We start from the raw sequence: 17,070 nt of genomic DNA, 5'->3' as shown, positions 1-17,070 counted from the left end.
GCCTTGTCCGCATACGTTCGTCCCGCTGCGAGCCGCCGAGTCAAGGGCGGCTCCCCATAAGGGAGATCGGGGGTGCACTCGTGCGCATCGGACTGCTTACGGAGGGTGGCTATCCGTATGTGAGCGGTGACGCCAGGCTCTGGTGCGACCGGCTCGTGCGCGGGCTCGAGCAGCACGAGTTCGACATCTACGCGCTCAGCCGCAGCGAGCGCCAGGAGGACGAGGGCTGGGTCCCGCTGCCGCCCCAGGTCAGCAGAGTGCGCACGGCCCCGCTCTGGTCGGCCGACGACGACATCTGGAGAAACGCCCCGACGAGCCTCCTGGGCAGAGTGGCGGCGGGCGGCGGGTGGGCTCATGGGCGGCGCGCGCGCCGGCGGTTCGCCGAGTCGTACGGCGAGCTCGCGGCCGTGCTCTGTACAGGGAGCGGCGGCACGGATCCCGGCACGGACCTCGGCACGGATGCCGCCCAGGAGCCGTCGGCGACTGAGGCGGACCGTTTCGCCAGCGCGCTGTACGGGCTTGCCGACCTTGCCCGCGACGAAGGGGGGCTGGTGGCCGCCCTCCGCTCCGAGACCGCCGTACGCGCCCTCGAACGCGCCTGTCGTGCGCCCGGCGCCCCGAGCGCGGCGCGGGAGGCGCGCGTACCCGATCTGCTCGCCGTCGCCGCGCACCTGGAGCGTGCCCTGCGCCCCCTCTCCCTCGACTGGTACGAGGACGCGGGCCTCGGCTCCGTCGATCTGTGCCACGCGGCATCCGGCGGCCCGGCGGCCCTGCCCGGGCTGCTCGCGCACCACTTCTTCGATGTACCCCTGCTGGTGACCGAGTACGGCGTACGGCTGCGCACCCACTACCTGACCGCCACGCAGGCTCCGCCCGCGGTGCGGGCCCTGCTCACCGCCTTCCACGGCAGGCTCGCCGCCGAGACGTACGGCCGGGCCGCGATCGTCACGCCCGGCAACGCGCACGCCCGCCGCTGGCAGGAGCGCTGCGGCGCCGACCGCGCCAAGATCCGCACGGTCTACCCGGGCATGGACGCCTCTCCCTTCGCGGAGGTCGGCGAGTCCCCGGAGTGCGCGGACCCCGACACCCTCGTCTGGGTCGGACGGGTGGAGCCGGCCAAGGACCTGGTGTCGTTGCTGCACGCCTTCGCCGAGATCCGCAAGGAGGAGCCCAAGTCCCGGCTGCGGATCGTCGGCGCTCCCTCCGGTCCCGAGGGTGCCGCCTACCTCGGTCACTGCAAGGCCCTGGCGGCGCAGCTCTTCCCCGACGAGGCCGACGGTCCGCACGCCGTCGGCGACAATCCGGTGTCCTTCGAGGAGCGGGGCGGTCCGGACCTGCCGACCCTCGCCGACGTCTACGCCGCCGGCGCCGTGACCGTCCTGTCCAGCGTCGTCGAGGGCTTCCCGGCCGGACTGGTCGAGGCCATGCTCTGCGGCCGCGCGACGGTGTCCACGGACGTCGGCGCGGTCGTGGAGGTGATCGGCGGCACCGGGCTCGTCGTGCCCCCGCGCAATCCGCGGGCGCTCGCCGAGGCCTGTGTGGCGCTGTTGCGCGACCCCGGGCGCCGTGCGCGACTCGGCGCCGCGGCACGCGCCCGAGCGCTCGAACTGTTCACCGTCGAGCAGAACGTCACGGCATTTCACGGCATTTACCTGGACATCGTCTCGCGCACTCCCGTCCGGCGGGTCGTCCTCGACGAGGACGGCGAACCCCTGCCGTTCGCCGCCCCGGCCGAGTCCCGCGTACCGGGCAGATGGACCGAACGCGGCGCCCGCGTCGGCGCCCGCGGCGGACCCGGCTGGGCGGCGGGACCGCCGGTGCGGGCCACGCCACAGGTCCCCGCGACACAGGTCCCCGCGACACAGGTCCCCGCGACACAGGTCCCCGCCACACAGGTCCCCGCGACGGAGGGAGCGTGATGAGCGGGCTGGGCGAACTGGACCGCTCCGGAACCCCGAGCGGCGCCGGACCAGAGGGCACGCGATCGGAGGAGTGGCTCACGACGGAGCGGGACGGAGGGGAACGGGAACCGGTCGACGCCGGTCCCGACGCCGACACTGACGCCCTGACCGGCCCCGATGCCGGCTCGGACACCGACCCTGGCGCCGTCTCAGACACCGGCTCCGGCGCCCTCCGCGACGCGGGCGATCCGGACACCCGACGGGACGCCGGCGACAGCGGCGCACTCCGTGACGCAGCCGCCAGGCGTGACGTCGGCGACACCGACAGCACGGGTGCCGTCGAGGCGGCGGCAGCCCATCGGCCCGCCCCCGTCCGCCGAGCCGGTGCCGACCCGGTGAAGGCTCTGATGCACCGCCACCACGACCTGTGCGAACGGGCGGTGGACCCCCTGGAGATCGCGGCGGGCCTGGAGGCCCACGGCGTCACCGACCGCACCGCGGCCCGCTTCCGCCACCGTGACGTCTTCTCCCTCGCCGAGGAGATGTACGCCCGGGTCCCCCGCGACGGCGAAACCCCTCCGCGCCCCGCCCCGCGGGACATCCCCCGGACCCGCGCCGACTGGGTCCTGCTCACCCTCCTGCCCGGCGCCCTGTGCACGGCCACCGTGGCCGGCCTGCACGTCACCCACGGACAAGCCCGCCTGGCCGTCGCCGCCGCCGGCGTTCTCGGCGTGGCCCTGGGCGTACGCGCGGCACTCATCCGTGGCCCGCTCGCCACCAGAACCCGCACGCACCCGAACGGCACCGGCACCTGGACCTCCTGGCTCCTCGCTTACGCCCTCCTCGGCGACGGCCTGCTCGCCGCGGCCCTGGCCGGCGGCCCCGATGCCCTCCCCGACGGCACCGCGAACGCGCCCTGGCCCCTCGTCACCGCCCCCGTCCTGGCCCTCGCCTGGGCCTGCGCACCCGCTGCCTGGAGCGCTCACCTGCTCGCGGTCCGCGCCCGCCGCAAACTGACGGCCAGCCGACGCCTGGAGGACTTCGCCGCCTCCGTACGTCCCCTGCTGCTGGGCACGTTCGCCCTGTTCGGCGGTGCTCTCTGCGTCCTCCTGGCCGTATCAGGATCCGTCCTCGGCGAAGCACCTCCCTACGCTCAGACCGCCACCCTCGGCGCCCTCCTGCTCCTCGCCCGCCTCCTCACCGTCCATGGCTTCACCCACGCCCCGAGGGTCGTCCTCATCGCCACCGCCGCAGCCCAGGCGGTGGCTCTGGCCACGGTCTTCGCGGCCCGCCTGCCCGGCTGCGAGCTCCTCTCCACCCCCGTCCGGGCCGTCACCGACACCTGGGGCCCGGGCGGCATCCAGACCCTGGTCTGCGGCATGGGCGCCCTGACTCTCCTGATCCACGCGACCCGCACGCTGACGCGGGCCTCGGCTCATGCCCGGCCGGGCGAACCGAGGTGACCGCCCCAGCACAGGACGCCCCGTGCCGGCTGCCGCCGAACCCCGCTCCAGCGGTGGGCGAACCCGCCGTATGCGCATCCCCGCGCACTGACCGCCACAGGCTCCCGCACCGCCCCCTCCCGAAGGAGACCACCACATGATCACCTCCCGACCCGACGCCTCGGCTCCGGGAGCCGCCCGATGAGAGTCCTGCTGATCGGAGCCAACGGCTACCTCGGCCGCTACGTCGCCGACCGTCTGCTCGCCGACCCGGCCGTCCAGCTCACCGCTCTCGGCCGCGGCGACGACGCCGACGTCCGCTTCGACCTCGCGTCCGGCAGCCCCGGTGCCCTCACCCGCTTCTTCGACGCGGTCCACCCCGGCGTCGTCATCAACTGCGCCGGCGCCACCCGCGGCGGCGCCCGTGACCTCACCCGCCACAACACCGTCGCCGTCGCCACCGTCTGCGAGGCCCTGCGGCGCAGCGGCTGCGGCGCCCGCCTCGTGCAGATCGGCTGCGGCGCCGAGTACGGCCCCAGCCAGCCCGGCTCCTCCACCGCCGAGGACGCCGTCCCGCGCCCCGGCGGCCCGTACGGCGTCAGCAAACTCGCCGCCACCGAGCTCGTCCTCGGCTCCGGCCTGGACGCCGTGGTCCTTCGCGTGTTCTCACCGGCCGGCCCCGGCACCCCCGCAGGGTCCCCGCTCGGCCGCCTGGCCGAGGCCATGCGCCGCGCCATGCAGTCCGGTGACGGCGAACTCAAACTGGGCGGCCTCGGCGCCCAGCGCGACTTCGTCGACGTACGTGACGTGGCCCGCGCCGTGCACGCGGCCTCGCTCTCCGCCGCGCAGGGCGTCATCAACATCGGGTCGGGCCGCGCCGTCCGGCTCCGCGACGCCGCCGCGGTCCTCGCCCGCGTCGCCGGATACGCCGGTGCCCTCCACGAACTCGACGGTCCTCCCGGCCCCCACCTCAGGGCGACCATCGGCCACCCCCGCACCGAGGCGGAGCACGCGGCCCCGGTCGCGTACCCGTACCCGGACGGCTGCGGCAACTGGCAGCAGGCCGACGTGCGCACCGCCCGCGACCGGCTCGGCTGGCGCCCGCGGATCAACCTGGAGGAGTCCCTGGCCGACATCTGGATGGAGGCGGCATGCCGCATCTGACCAGTGCCGCCCCCGGCACGGCCGACACCGGCCTGCGCACCGGCTTCGGCATCCCGGGCCTCGCCCACCCCCTCGTCGCGCCGGCCGAGTGGGGCGAGCTCACCCGCCCCGGCACACCGCTGCACTGGGTCGTCCTCAACGTCTCGGGCAACGGCCCCGGCTTCCGCCCCGACCCGCACTGCCTGGAGGCGGCTGGCCGCCTGCGCAACGCGGGTGTCCGGGTCCTCGGCCGTCTCGACGCCGCCTACGGCGCCCGCGCCCAGGGGGAGATGTTCTCCGACGCCCAGCGCTACATCGACTGGTACCGGGCGGACGGCTTCCTGCTGGACCGCTGCCCCACCGACCGCGCCGCACTCCCCGAGGTCCGTCGTACGGTCACCACGCTCCGCGCGCTGCGGGACGGGGCCCACATCGTCCTCGGCCACGGCACCCACCCGTACCCCGGCTACGCCGAGAACGCCGACCAGTTGGTCACCTTCGCCGGCCCGTGGAGCGACTACCGCTGGTCGCAGGTCGCCGAGTGGACCGCCGACTACCCGCCCGGGTGCTTCTGCCACTTCGTGCACGGCGTGCCGCGCGGCCACCTCGACGAGGCGCTGCGCATCGCCCGCTGGCAGGGCGCCGCGACCATCTACTTCACCGATCGCACCGATCGCACCGATCGCACCGATCGCACCGATCGCACCGATCGCACGGACCGCCGCGGCCGCAGCGACCCCTGGGAGACCATGCCCGGCTACTGGGACGACATCGTCTCGCGTATCGGAACGGGTGTCTCGGAATGAAAAAGGCCATGGCACTGTTACGGGGAGAACTACTGTAGTGATTGACCGACCAACGGAGTCCCCGTGTCGCTGCCACCCCTGGTCGAGCCGGCCGCCGAGCTCACCGTAGACGAGGTTCGCAGGTACTCCCGCCACCTGATCATCCCCGACGTCGGGATGGACGGGCAGAAGCGGCTGAAGAACGCCAAGGTGCTCTGTGTGGGCGCCGGCGGCCTGGGCTCGCCGGCGTTGATGTACCTGGCCGCGGCGGGCGTCGGCACGCTCGGCATCGTGGAGTTCGACGAGGTCGACGAGTCGAACCTGCAGCGCCAGATCATCCACAGCCAGGCCGACATCGGCCGTTCCAAGGCCGTGTCCGCGCGCGACTCCGTCCTCGGCATCAACCCGTACGTGAACGTTGTCCTTCACGAGGAGCGGCTGGAAGCCGACAACGTGATGGACATCTTCAGCCAGTACGACCTGATCGTCGACGGCACGGACAACTTCGCCACCCGCTACCTGGTCAACGACGCCTGCGTGCTGCTGAACAAGCCGTACGTGTGGGGCTCGATCTACCGCTTCGACGGCCAGGCCTCCGTCTTCTGGTCCGAGCACGGACCCTGCTACCGCTGCCTCTACCCGGAGCCCCCGCCGCCGGGCATGGTGCCCTCCTGCGCCGAGGGCGGCGTGCTGGGCGTGCTGTGCGCGTCCATCGGCTCCATCCAGGTCAACGAGGCCATCAAGCTGCTCGCCGGCATCGGTGAGCCGCTCGTCGGCCGCCTGATGATCTACGACGCCCTGGAGATGCAGTACCGCCAGGTCAAGGTCCGCAAGGACCCGGACTGCGCGGTCTGCGGCGAGAACCCGACCGTCACCGAGCTCATCGACTACGAGGCCTTCTGCGGTGTCGTCTCCGAGGAGGCCCAGGAAGCGGCCGCCGGCTCGACGATCACTCCGAAGCAGCTCAAGGAGTGGATCGACGACGGCGAGAACATCGAGATCATCGACGTCCGCGAGGTCAACGAGTACGAGATCGTCTCGATCCCGGGCGCCAAGCTGATCCCGAAGAACGAGTTCCTCATGGGCACCGCCCTGGAGACCCTCCCGCAGGACAAGAAGATCGTCCTGCATTGCAAGACGGGTGTCCGCAGTGCGGAAGTCCTCGCCGTCCTGAAGTCCGCGGGCTTCTCCGACGCCGTGCACGTCGGCGGCGGTGTGATCGGTTGGGTCCACCAGATCGAGCCGCACAAGCCGGTGTACTGAGCTTCGGCTCTTCCCTGTCGGATGCCGGCGGGGGCTTCGGACACCACGGGTGCCCGAAGCCCCCGCCGCCGTCATGTGCAGACCTTGCCGTCCCTTGGCACCGTGCCGCTCAGCAGATACGCGTTCACCGTGGAGTCCACGCAGTCGCTGCCGCTGCCGTAGGCACCGTGTCCCTCGCCCTTCCAGGTGAGCATCACACCGACGTCCTCGCCCAGCTCGTCCGCCATCTTCCGAGTCCCCTCGTACGGCGTCGCCGGGTCGCCCGTGGTACCCACCACCAGGATCGGCGCCGCGCCGGGCGCGCTCACCTGCGGTGTCCCGTACTGTCCGGGCACCGGCCAGTCGTGGCACCAGCCGGCGGTGTCCCAGCCCAGGAAGGCTCCGAACACGGGCGAGATCCGCTCGAACTCCGGCAGCAGCTTCTTCGTCTCCTCGGACGTCAGCCGCTGCCTGTCGTCCAAGCACGATATGGCCCGTTGTGAATGGGCCCCTGTGCCGTAGTGCCCCGACAGGTCACGTTCGTTGTAGTCGTCGGCGAGTGCCAGAAGCTCCGAACCGTCTCCCCGCTCCGCCGTGGCCAGTGCGCTGGTCAGGGACGGCCAGCTGTCCTCGCTGTACAGCGGCAGGACGATGCCGATGAAGGCGAGCGCCTGCGTCAGCTTCCGTCCCGACGACGTCGGCAGCGGGTCGGCGTCGAGCCGCTTCAGCAGTTCCGCGATCTTCCGCGAGCCCTGCCCGGGATCCTGGCCGGTGGATGTCAGGTAGGCGTCCAGTGCCCGCTGGAAGCCCCGGGCCTGGTTCTTGGCGTGGCCCACGGTGTCGGCGCTCGGGTCGGCGACCGCGTCCAGGACCAGCCGTCCCACGTTCTGTGGGAAGAGGTGCGCGTACACCCCGCCGAGTTCGGTGCCGTAGGAGATGCCGAAGTAGTGCGTCTTCCCGTCGCCGAGGACCTGCCGCATCAGGTCCATGTCGCGGGCGGTGTCGGTGGTCGACACGTGCGCCAAGAGCTTCCCGGCGTCCTCTTCGCAGCCCTTGCCGAAGTCGGCCGCGTCCCGGAAGTAGGCGTTCTCCTCCGCCGGGGTGTCCGGGGTGATGTCCACCGTCTCGGCGGCCTGGATCTCCTTGTCGCTGCGGCAGCGGACGCCCTCGCTGGCGGCGACGCCACGCGGATCCCAGCTGACCAGGTCGTACCGCTCGCGCAGCGGGGAGGCGACGTCGGCGTACGCCGGCATGGTGGCCACGCCGGAGCTGCCGGGACCGCCGAAGTTGAACAACAGTGAGCCGATGCGGTTCTCGCCGCGGGCCTTGGCGCGGATCAGCGCGAGCCCGATCGTCTCGCCGTCCGGCTTCGACCAGTCCAGCGGCGCCTTGAGGGTCGCGCACTGCCAGTCGCTGCCCGGCGCGGAGGAATCGGCGCCGGCCTTGCAGCGTCCCCAGTCGAGCTTCTGCGAGGTCAGTGCGGAGGGCAGCCGGACGGCCGAGCCGGCCGACGGCCGGTCGCTCTTCTCGCCGGCGCCGCCGTTCCCGTCGTCACCGGACGAGCCGCCGCTGCACCCCGTCGCCAGCAGTGCGGCAACGGCACCCAGAGCCGCCCACCGTGCGCATCGCCTCATCGCGGTCCCCCCTCGCAGGCCTCCCGCTCTGTGCCGCGGATGGCTGTCCGGCCATAGTAGGCGGATCGCGAGAAGCCCGCCGGAGCCTGTGGATAACGTTCTGACCTGCTTGTTCATCGAAAATCGGGTGCGAGGTCAGGGCTTGCCTGGGTCAGGCGCAGACGGTCCCGGCCGCCGGTACCTTCCCCTCCAGCAGATAGTCGTTCACCGCGTCCTGCACACACGTGTTCCCGCTGTCGTACGCCCCGTGCCCCTGGCCCTTGTACGTCAGCTCGACACCGACGCCCTCGCCGAGCGCCGCCGCCATCTTTCGCGCGCCCTCGTACGGCGTGGCCGGGTCGCCGGTGTTGCCCACGACGAGGATCGGCGCGGATCCGGGCGCGCTGACGTCGGGGTGGTCGGCGGTGCCGGGCACCGCCCAGTCGGTGCAGCTGACCATGCCCCAGGCCAGGAAGTCGCCGAACACCGACGAGGCGGCCCGGAACTCGGGCAGCTTCCGCTCGACGTACGCGGCGGTGTAGCGCGGTGAGTCGTCGGCGCAGTTGATGGAGATGTTGGCCGCGGTGATGTTGCTGTACTCGCCGTTCTGGCCGCGCCCGTTCATCGCGTCGGACAGCGCCATCAGGGTCTGCCCGTTGCCTTCGTACGCTTGTTCGAGCCCCTCGGTGAGGTACTCCCAGAAGTCCTTCGAGTACAGGGCCTGCGCGATGCCGTTGGTCGCCGCGGTCTGGGTCAGTTCACGCGGGGAGATACCCGGGACCGGCTTGCTGTCCAGGTCCTTGAGCAGCTTGGCGATGCGGTCCTTGACGTCCTGCGCGCTGTCACCGAGCGGGCAGTCCTCGCCCTTCGACGCGCAGTCCTCGGCGAAGTTGTCGAGGGCGAGCTGGAAGCCCTTGGCCTGTCCGAGCGAGCCCTGTTCGGGGTTCTGCGTCGGGTCGACGACCGCGTCGAAGACAGCGCGGCCGACGTGCTCGGGGAACAGGTGGGCGTAGACACCGCCGAGTTCCGTGCCGTATGAGATGCCGAAGTAGTGCAGCTTGTCGTCGCCGAGGACCTGGCGCATGAGGTCCATGTCGCGGGCCGCGTCGGTGGTGCGCACGTGCGGCAGCACCTTCTTGGAGTTGTCCTCGCAGGACGCGTTGAACTCCTTGGTGTTCCCCAGCAGTTCGGTGCGCTCGGCGGCGTCGTCGGGGGTGGCGTCCTGCTGGAAGTACGCGTCGAGCTGGGCGTCGTTCGCGCACTCCACGGGCGCGCTGCGGCCGACCCCGCGCGGGTCGAAGCTCACCAGGTCGTAGCGGGTGCGCAGGGTCGTGTAGGCGTCGGAGAAGGAGGGCAGGGTGGTGACGCCCGAGCCGCCGGGGCCGCCGAAGTTGAAGACCAGCGAGCCGATGCGCCGGTTCGCCGCACCGCTCGCCTTCGCCCGGATCAGCGCGAGGTCGATGGTGTCGCCCTTGGGCCTGTCCCAGTCGAGGGGTGCCTTCAGGGTGGCGCACTGCCATGTGTCGCCGTCCGGCAGGGGCGACGGGGCGTCACCGCCGCCCTCGGCCGCGGACGGCGCCGGGCAGTCCTCCCAGCTCAGTTTCTGTGCCGGCAGGTCCTCGTCCTGCGCGTCGGCACCGCAGCCGGCCAGCACGGAGGCCGACAGCAGGACGGCGGCGGTCAGGGCGGCGACACGCGGTCGGGAGGGGTTCGGCATGGTTCCATCCTGGAGCTGTCTGCGGGTGGACGCTCGGGGCACGGGCTGTAAGGAGTATCGCGGCGCTACAGCGCGCCCTTGCGTGTCAGGTGGTTGAAGGCGAGCCAGCCCGGCAGCACCGGCAGCCACAGGGTCAGCAGCCGGAACAGCAGTACGGCCGGAGCGGCGACCTCCTTGGGCAGGCCGATGGCGATCAGACCGACCGTGAGCGTCGCCTCCACCGCGCCCACACCGCCGGGGGTCGGCGCGGCGGACCCCAGCGCGTTGCCCGCGAGGAAGACGACGGCGACGCCGGCGATGCTCAGCGAGGTCGTCTCGTCGCCGAACGCGCGGATCGAGGCGTCCAGGCACATCACGAAGCAGGCCGTCAGCAGCAGCATGCCGCCGATACCGGTGATCAGCTTCTGCGGCCGCTGGAGCACGTCGAGCATGCGCGGCACGACGCCCGCGAAGAGCGACCTCACGCGCGTGGCGACGAACTTCCGCAGGAACGGCACCGAGGTCACGACCAGCACGAGCACCGCGACCGTCAGCAGACCGGCGATGACCGTCCGGGACGGCGACAGCGACGGCGTCTTCTCGGTGCCGGTCAGATAGCCGAACGCCAGCAGCATCAGGATGTGGCAGCCGAGCCCGAACAGCTGCGACGCGCCGACACTGGCCACCGCGAGCCCCGGCCGCACCCCCGCACGCTGCAGGAAGCGTGTGTTCAGCGCGACACCGCCCACCGCGGCCGGCGCGACGATCTTCACGAACGATCCGGCGACCTGCGCCCCGACGGTGCGCAGGAACGGCACCCGCTCGGGCACGAAGCCCAGCAGGGCCATGGCCGCCGCGAAGTAGCTGGCCGTGGAGAACAGCACCGCGGCGATGACCCAGCCCCACTCGGCGTTGGCCACGAGCGGGCCCACCTCGATGTGCGTGAGCTGCGTCAGCAGGAAGTACGCGCCGATCGCGCCGGCCATGAAACTGATCAGCGTGCGCGGTCGCACCCGCTCCAGCCGGGCGGGCTCCACCGGCGCCTGCGGCCTGATCAGCAGCACCTGGTGGCGGATCTGAGTGAGCAGATCCTCCTCGCGCGCCTCCTCCACGGCCTCGTCGATGGCCCGCTTCTCGGCCCTGGCCTCCGCCCGCACGGCCTTCTTGTCGGGCTTCTCGAGTACGGGCCTGGTGTCGTGCAGCGCCGACTCCGGACGGATCTGCTTGGCCTGCCGGGACGCCTCCAGGACCGCCTCGCGTTCCCGCTCGGCGCGTTCCCGGGCCAGTCTGCGCAGCGTCGCGCGCGTGGAGCGGCTCAGCGCGATGGGCTGGAGCATCGGCAGACAGTCGGCCACCGCGTCGGGGCCGAGCACGCTCAGCGCGGCGGCCACGGCCCGCTCGGCGCCCACCCGCAGGCCGAGCGTCACCAGCAGCTGGGAGATGTCCATGCGCAGCAGCAGATCGCCCGCCGCGATCTCGCCGACGCGCAGGTCGGTGAGGATCACCGTGCCGGAACGGTCCACCAGGATCGCGTCGCCCACCAGCCTGCGGTGCGCGATGCGCCGGGACTGCAGGGAGCGCACCTGGTGCCAGGTGTCGCGCAGCAGCTCGTCGGTGATCTCCTCGTCCGGGAGCGAGTCCAGGGTGCGTCCGCCGGTGTGCTCGTAGACGAGTATCACCGCGTCGGGGCCCAGTTCCGAGGTCGCGATCAGTTTGGGGGCGTTGGCGCCGGCGGCGATGGCCGCGTACGCGAGCAGGGCCTCCTGCTCCAGCGCCTGCCGCAGTGACGGGAGGCTGCTGCGGGTGGCGAAGCCGCGCAGGGTCAGGTTGCGCCAGGCACGGTAGAAGAACCCCTGGGCCTGCTGCTCCCGGTCGACCACCGTCACGTCCAGTGGTCTGCCGTCCTCCAGGGTGACGAAGTAGCGCCGGCCGCGGTCGCCGTTCTCCGGGGTGTCCGGTGCCTCCTCGCGGGCGGCGCTCACCGGGTGGAAGCCGACGGTCCTGAGGCCCGCCATCAAGGTCCGGCCGGTGGGACGGACGTTGGGCGAGCCGACCGCGTACAGCGTCCCGTAGGCCACCGTCCAGCCGATCAGCACCGTCAGGATGATCGAGAACGGTGTCGTGTAGCCGGTGACGAGCATCGAGAACGCGTCGAGCATCAGCACGATCCACAGCACGGCCCGCCAGCGCGGTCGGCGGGACATGCCGACCGCGGTCATGTAGGCGATGACCGGGGCCAGATAGCCGTGCACCGGGTCGGTGAGGGCGTGGATGTCCCCGGGGGAGGGCTGGGTGAGCGCCTCCTGGATCGAGCCGGGAGCGGCTTCGGCGACCCACAGGTCGGTCGCGAGGGTCACCCCGTGCGCGAGGACCGCCGCGAGCACGCCGTCGGCGATGCGCAGTCCGTCGCGTTTGATGAGCCGCTCGATCGCGAACGCGACCGGCACCAGGAGGATCGCGATGCTGGAGGCCAGCCCCGCGATCTTGATGAGCAGGTCGGGCGCCTGCCCGGTGCCCTTGCTGATGTCCTGTTCGAGACCCGAGGTGGTGCCGTGCGCGAACGCGGCGATCGCCAGCAGCAGGGCGACGGCCAGGACGCCGATCAGGAGCCGCATGAGGTCGGAGGGCCGGTGCACGCGCGCGGGGAGGAGCGGTTCGTCGCCCTCGACCTCGTCGGCGTGCACGTCCTCCGGCTCGTCCACGACGAGGTCGGAGCCCTCCGTGGCCTTCTTCCCGGGGTCCTTCGGGTCCGCCTCGCCGGTGCCCGGGCGCGACGAGGCGTCAGAGGTGCTCTCCGCGTCCTCGGGGTGCACGCCCTGCTGCTTCATCGCCTCTTCTTGGTCTCGTATCACCGGCTCACCGCCCGCACGATGGTGGCATGCCCCACCGACACGCGGTGGTATCAGGGTGCACCCGCGGGGGCGCACAGTCTGCCGGAAGCGCCGCCCGGGAGCGAGGGATACGGACCGTCACGAGCGCGTCACGTTGTCGGTGGGGTGGGGCAGGATGGGGCGGATGAGCGAGGAGAGCCTTCCGGCCGACGTCCGTGCGGAGTACGCGGACGGTCTGCCGGAGTACGCCGAGCGGGTCCTCGACGTCGCCGAACGGATCCCGCCCGGGCACGTGATGACCTACGGCGACGTCGCCGAGTGGCTGGAGGAGGGCGGGCCGCGTCAGGTCGGACGCGTCATGGCCCTCTACGGAGGGGCCGTCCCGTGGTGGCGGGTCGTCCGCGCGGACGGCGTCCTGCTCCCGGGCCACGAACTGGAGGCGCTCGGCCGCTACCGCACGGAGGGCACCCCCCTGAAGGACGCGAGCAGAGCCACCGAAGGACATCTGCCCCGCATCGACATGAGACGGGCGCGATGGGACGGCGGCGAACGCGCGGAAGGTCACACCTGACAGCTTCCGCCATCGGACCGGCCCAGGGGCACCCCGACGTCCGTACGGGGGAAACGGGGCACGTCCGCCGCATGCCGTACGTTCATGGGGCGAGGGGCGTACGTGCCGTGAGGGTCGTGACGGAAGAAGGGGAAGCCCTGCTTCCGCACCCCGCGTCGGCGTACCGTCGGCTGCGCGCGTCGCCCTCATCCCTCGGCCACCGCCCTCCCCGCGCGGTGGTCCGCCCATCCGTCGACCGACCACCACCCCCCGACGACGGCGCTCAGCGCCGGCAGTGACCAACCGCACACCCACCAGGACCGGCGAACCACGTGAGCTCCTCTTCCTCCACCAGGCGCCTGTCGCACACCCCGGTGCGACAGGGGAACCGTGGCGCTTACCGACTGGTACGTACCCCGGCGGCCCGGGTGGACCCCCCTCGTCTTGACGCCGCGCAGCGCTCCGTGGTTGACCACCGGACCGGCCCGCTGCTCGTCCTCGCAGGTCCGGGCACCGGCAAGACCACCACGCTGGTCGAGTCGGTGGCGGCCAGGATCGCCCGGGGAGGGGACCCCGCGCGCGTGCTGGTGCTGACGTTCAGCCGCAAGGCGGCCGTCGAGCTGCGTGACCGCATGGCGCTGCGGATAGGAGCCGCCCGCGCCCCGCAGGCGACCACCTTCCACTCGTTCTGCTACGCCCTGGTCCGCGCCCACCAGGACGTCGACCTGTTCGTCGAGCCGCTGCGCCTGCTGTCCGGCCCCGAGCAGGACGTCGCGGTCCGTGAGCTGCTCGCGGGCCAGCCCGACCTGGAGCGGCTCGGCCTCGCACACGTGCGCTGGCCGGACGAGCTGCGTGCCTGCCTGACCACCCGAGGCTTCGCCGACGAGGTCCGCGCGGTCCTCGCCCGCAGCCGCGAACTGGGCCTGGGCCCCGGCACCCTGGACGCCTTCGCCCGCCGCATCGGCCGCCCCGACTGGCGCGCCGCCGCCGCCTTCCTCGCCGAGTACCTCGACGTCCTCGACCTCCAGGGTGTGCTCGACTACGCCGAACTGGTCCACCGCGCGGTCCTCCTCGCCCGCCGCCCCGAGGTCGCCGCACGGCTCGCCGCCCAGTACGACGCCGTCTTCGTCGACGAGTACCAGGACACCGACCCGGCACAGGTGCGGCTGCTGCACGCCCTCGCCGGCGGCGGCCGCACTCTCGTCGCCTTCGGCGACCCCGACCAGTCGATCTACGCCTTCCGGGGCGCCGACGTGAACGGCATCCTGGAATTCCCGCGGGACTTCCCGCGCGCGGACGGCCGGCCCGCACCCGTGGAGGTCCTGCGCACCTCCCGTCGCTCCGGTGCCGCCCTGCTGGCCGCCACCCGGCTGCTGACCCAGCGCATGCCGCTGACCCGCCTCCCGTCCGACAAGGTGCGGGCCCACCGGGAACTCGCCCCGGTGCGGGACGGGGGCCGCGTCGAGGTCTACACGTACCCGACACCCGGCACCGAGCTGGACAACGTCGCCGACATCCTCCGCAGGGCGCACCTGGAGGACGGCGTCCCCTGGAGCGAGATGGCCGTCCTGGTGCGCGCCGGAGCCCGCACCCTCCCGACGGTCCGCCGCGCACTCACCTCCGCCGGGGTGCCGCTCGACATCGACGGCGACGACCTGCCCCTGCGGCACGAACCGGCGGTGTCACCGTTGCTGACGGCCCTGCGCGCGGTGGCCACGGCGGAGGTGACGGAACCTACCGATGCGGAGCCGTCCGAAGCGGAGCATTCCGAAGGGGAGCCTTCCGAAGGGGGTGCCAAGGGGGCTGCCGGTGAGACACGGAGCGAGGGGGACGACACCTCCCAAGCGCCTGAGCCGGCTGCCGGGGGTTCACGGACGGCTCCGGACGGGCCGCGACCTGACTCCGGTGATCCGCGACCCGTATCCGCGGAGCCGCAGCCGACCGCCTGCTGGCTCGCCACCGAGACCGCCCTGACGCTGCTCGCCTCCCCGCTCGGCGGCATGGACGCCGCCGACCTGCGCCGCCTGGGACGGGCCCTGCGCGACGAGGAGCGGGCCGCGGGCAACGCCCTGCCGCCGCCGTCGGACGAGCTGCTGGCGCGGGCACTGGCCGAGCCGGAGCGGCTGGCCGTGCACGACCCCGCGTACGCGCGGGGCGCCCAGCGTCTCGGCGCGCTGCTCAGGAAAGCCCGGGAGCGCCTCGCGGGCGGCGGAACGGCCGAGGAGGCGCTGTGGGACCTGTGGGAGGGCACGCCGTGGCCCACGCGCCTGGAACGGGCTGCCCGGCGCGGCGGCGCGGCCGGCCGCAACGCCGACCGCGACCTGGACGCCATCTGCGCGCTGTTCGCCACCGCCTCCCGCGCGGAGGAGCGCACCGGCGGCCGGGGCGCCCTGAACTTCCTGGAGGAGATCGAGGCCGAGGACATCGCCGCCGACACGCTCACCCGGCGTGCCGTACGCCCCGATGCCGTCCGCCTGATGACCGCGCACCGCTCCAAGGGACTGGAGTGGCGCCTGGTCGTCGTCACGGGCGTCCAGGAGGGCCTCTGGCCGGACCTGCGCCGCCGTGGCTCCCTCCTGGAGGCCGACCGGATCGGCCGCGACGGCCTGGCCGAACCGCTCACCCCGGGAGCGCTGCTCGCCGAGGAGCGCCGCCTGTTCTACGTGGCCGCAACGCGCGCGCGGGAGCGGCTGGTCGTCACGGCGGTCAAGGCGCCCGCGGACGACGGCGACCAGCCCTCCCGCTTCCTCACCGAACTCGGCGTCGAACCCAGGGACGTCACGGGCCGTCCGCGCCGCCCGCTGTCCGTCGCCGCCCTCGTCGCCGAACTGCGCGCAACAACGGTCGACCCACGCGTGTCCGGCACTCTCCGGGAGGCCGCCGCCCGCCGGCTGGCCCGGCTCGCCGCGCTCGCGGACGAGGACGGCCGGCCCCTGGTGCCGTCCGCCCACCCCTACCGGTGGTGGGGCATGTTCGAGCCGACCGAGAGCAAGGTGCCGCTGCGCGACCGGGACCAGCCCGTGGTGCTCTCCGGCAGCGCCTTGGACCAGCTCGCCAACACCTGCACCCTCCAGTGGTTCCTGGGCCGGGAGGTGAAGGCCGACGCACCCTCGACGGTCGCCCAGGGCTTCGGCAACGTGGTGCACGTCCTCGCCGACGAAGTCGCGTCCGGGCACACCCCGGCCGACCTCGACGTCCTCATGGAACGCCTCGACTCCGTGTGGAACGCGCTCGCCTTCGACGCGCCGTGGAAGTCGGAGCAGGAGAAGGCCAACGCGCGCGTGGCGCTGGAACGCTTCCTGAAGTGGCACGTCATGGACCGCACCGGGCGGACACCGGTGGCCAGCGAGCACGACTTCGACGTCACCCTCGAAGCGGGCGACTACGAGGTGCGCATCCGCGGCCAGATGGACCGGGTGGAGGCCGACGGTGAAGGCCGCGCCTACGTCGTCGACTTCAAGACCGGCAAGCAGGCGCCCAGCGCCAAGGAGGTGGCACACCACCCCCAGCTCGCCGTCTACCAGCTCGCCGTCCGCGAGGGCGCCGTCGACGAGGCCTTCGACGGTGTGCGCCCCGAACCGGGCGGCGCGGAGCTCGTGCAGCTGCGTCAGGGCGCCGCGAAACGGGACGGCGGCGAGACCCTGCCTAAGGTGCAGGCCCAGGAGCCGCTGAAGGGGGAGTGGGTGGGCGACCTGCTGGCCACGGCGGCCGGCAAGGTCCTCGACGAACGGTTCACCCCGAGCGCGGGCCAGCACTGCACCCACTGCGCGTTCCGGGCGTCGTGCAGCGCGCGATCCGAGGGACGGCACGTGATCGAGTGACGCACGGAACTCTCCGGGCTCGGTGTGATCGACCGCACCACATGTG

The 17,070-nt window shown here is 72.7% G+C and carries 10 protein-coding genes; 7 read left to right on the top strand and 3 right to left on the bottom strand.

The genetic code is table 11. The annotated features are described in order from the left end of the window. Window positions 1–80: 80 nt before the first annotated feature. From ACWD0J_RS25280 to moeZ, 5 genes are all read left to right on the top strand, one after another. Window positions 81–1,919, top strand: coding sequence for a DUF3492 domain-containing protein (locus tag ACWD0J_RS25280; protein ID WP_451498108.1), 1,839 nt, complete (start codon window positions 81–83; stop codon window positions 1,917–1,919). Next, a complete protein-coding gene (locus ACWD0J_RS25275; RefSeq protein WP_451498107.1) occupies window positions 1,919–3,364 on the top strand; it encodes a hypothetical protein in 1,446 nt (481 codons plus the stop codon). The genes ACWD0J_RS25280 and ACWD0J_RS25275 overlap by 1 nt, the downstream gene beginning before the upstream one ends. Window positions 3,365–3,544: 180 nt before the next feature. After that, window positions 3,545–4,507, top strand: a complete 963-nt coding sequence (locus ACWD0J_RS25270) for an NAD-dependent epimerase/dehydratase family protein (RefSeq protein ID WP_451498106.1) — start codon at window positions 3,545–3,547, stop codon at window positions 4,505–4,507. Further along, entirely contained in the window at window positions 4,495–5,292 is a 798-nt protein-coding gene (locus ACWD0J_RS25265) for a spherulation-specific family 4 protein (protein WP_451498105.1), read from the top strand. Before ACWD0J_RS25270 ends, ACWD0J_RS25265 begins: the two co-directional genes overlap by 13 nt. A 63-nt stretch (window positions 5,293–5,355) precedes the next feature. Next, window positions 5,356–6,534, top strand: a complete 1,179-nt coding sequence (moeZ, locus tag ACWD0J_RS25260) for an adenylyltransferase/sulfurtransferase MoeZ (RefSeq protein ID WP_451498104.1) — start codon at window positions 5,356–5,358, stop codon at window positions 6,532–6,534. A 71-nt stretch (window positions 6,535–6,605) separates the two neighbouring features. Here moeZ and ACWD0J_RS25255 read toward each other — a convergent pair whose 3' ends face one another. The 3 genes from ACWD0J_RS25255 to ACWD0J_RS25245 form a co-directional block, all read right to left on the bottom strand. Continuing rightward, on the bottom strand, window positions 6,606–8,147 hold the full coding sequence (locus ACWD0J_RS25255) for an alpha/beta hydrolase (protein ID WP_451498103.1): 1,542 nt from the start codon (window positions 8,145–8,147) through the stop codon (window positions 6,606–6,608). A 151-nt stretch (window positions 8,148–8,298) separates the two neighbouring features. After that, on the bottom strand, window positions 8,299–9,843 hold the full coding sequence (locus ACWD0J_RS25250; RefSeq protein WP_451498102.1) for an alpha/beta fold hydrolase: 1,545 nt from the start codon (window positions 9,841–9,843) through the stop codon (window positions 8,299–8,301). A 65-nt stretch (window positions 9,844–9,908) separates the two neighbouring features. Continuing rightward, the gene (locus tag ACWD0J_RS25245) at window positions 9,909–12,650 is read right to left on the bottom strand and encodes a lysylphosphatidylglycerol synthase domain-containing protein (protein WP_451498101.1); all 2,742 of its coding nucleotides are present in this window, start codon (window positions 12,648–12,650) and stop codon (window positions 9,909–9,911) included. A 187-nt stretch (window positions 12,651–12,837) separates the two neighbouring features. Between ACWD0J_RS25245 and ACWD0J_RS25240 the strand changes: the two genes are divergently transcribed. Both ACWD0J_RS25240 and ACWD0J_RS25235 read left to right on the top strand, forming a co-directional pair. Further along, a complete protein-coding gene (locus ACWD0J_RS25240; RefSeq protein ID WP_451498100.1) occupies window positions 12,838–13,224 on the top strand; it encodes an MGMT family protein in 387 nt (128 codons plus the stop codon). A gap of 311 nt (window positions 13,225–13,535) precedes the next feature. Then, entirely contained in the window at window positions 13,536–17,024 is a 3,489-nt protein-coding gene (locus tag ACWD0J_RS25235; protein WP_451498099.1) for a UvrD-helicase domain-containing protein, read from the top strand. Window positions 17,025–17,070: the final 46 nt, after the last annotated feature.

This window comes from Streptomyces sp. NPDC003011 (genome assembly GCF_053591515.1).
The sequence above is the reverse complement of the archived record's forward strand: the minus strand, read 5'-3'. Positions and strand labels throughout refer to the sequence as shown.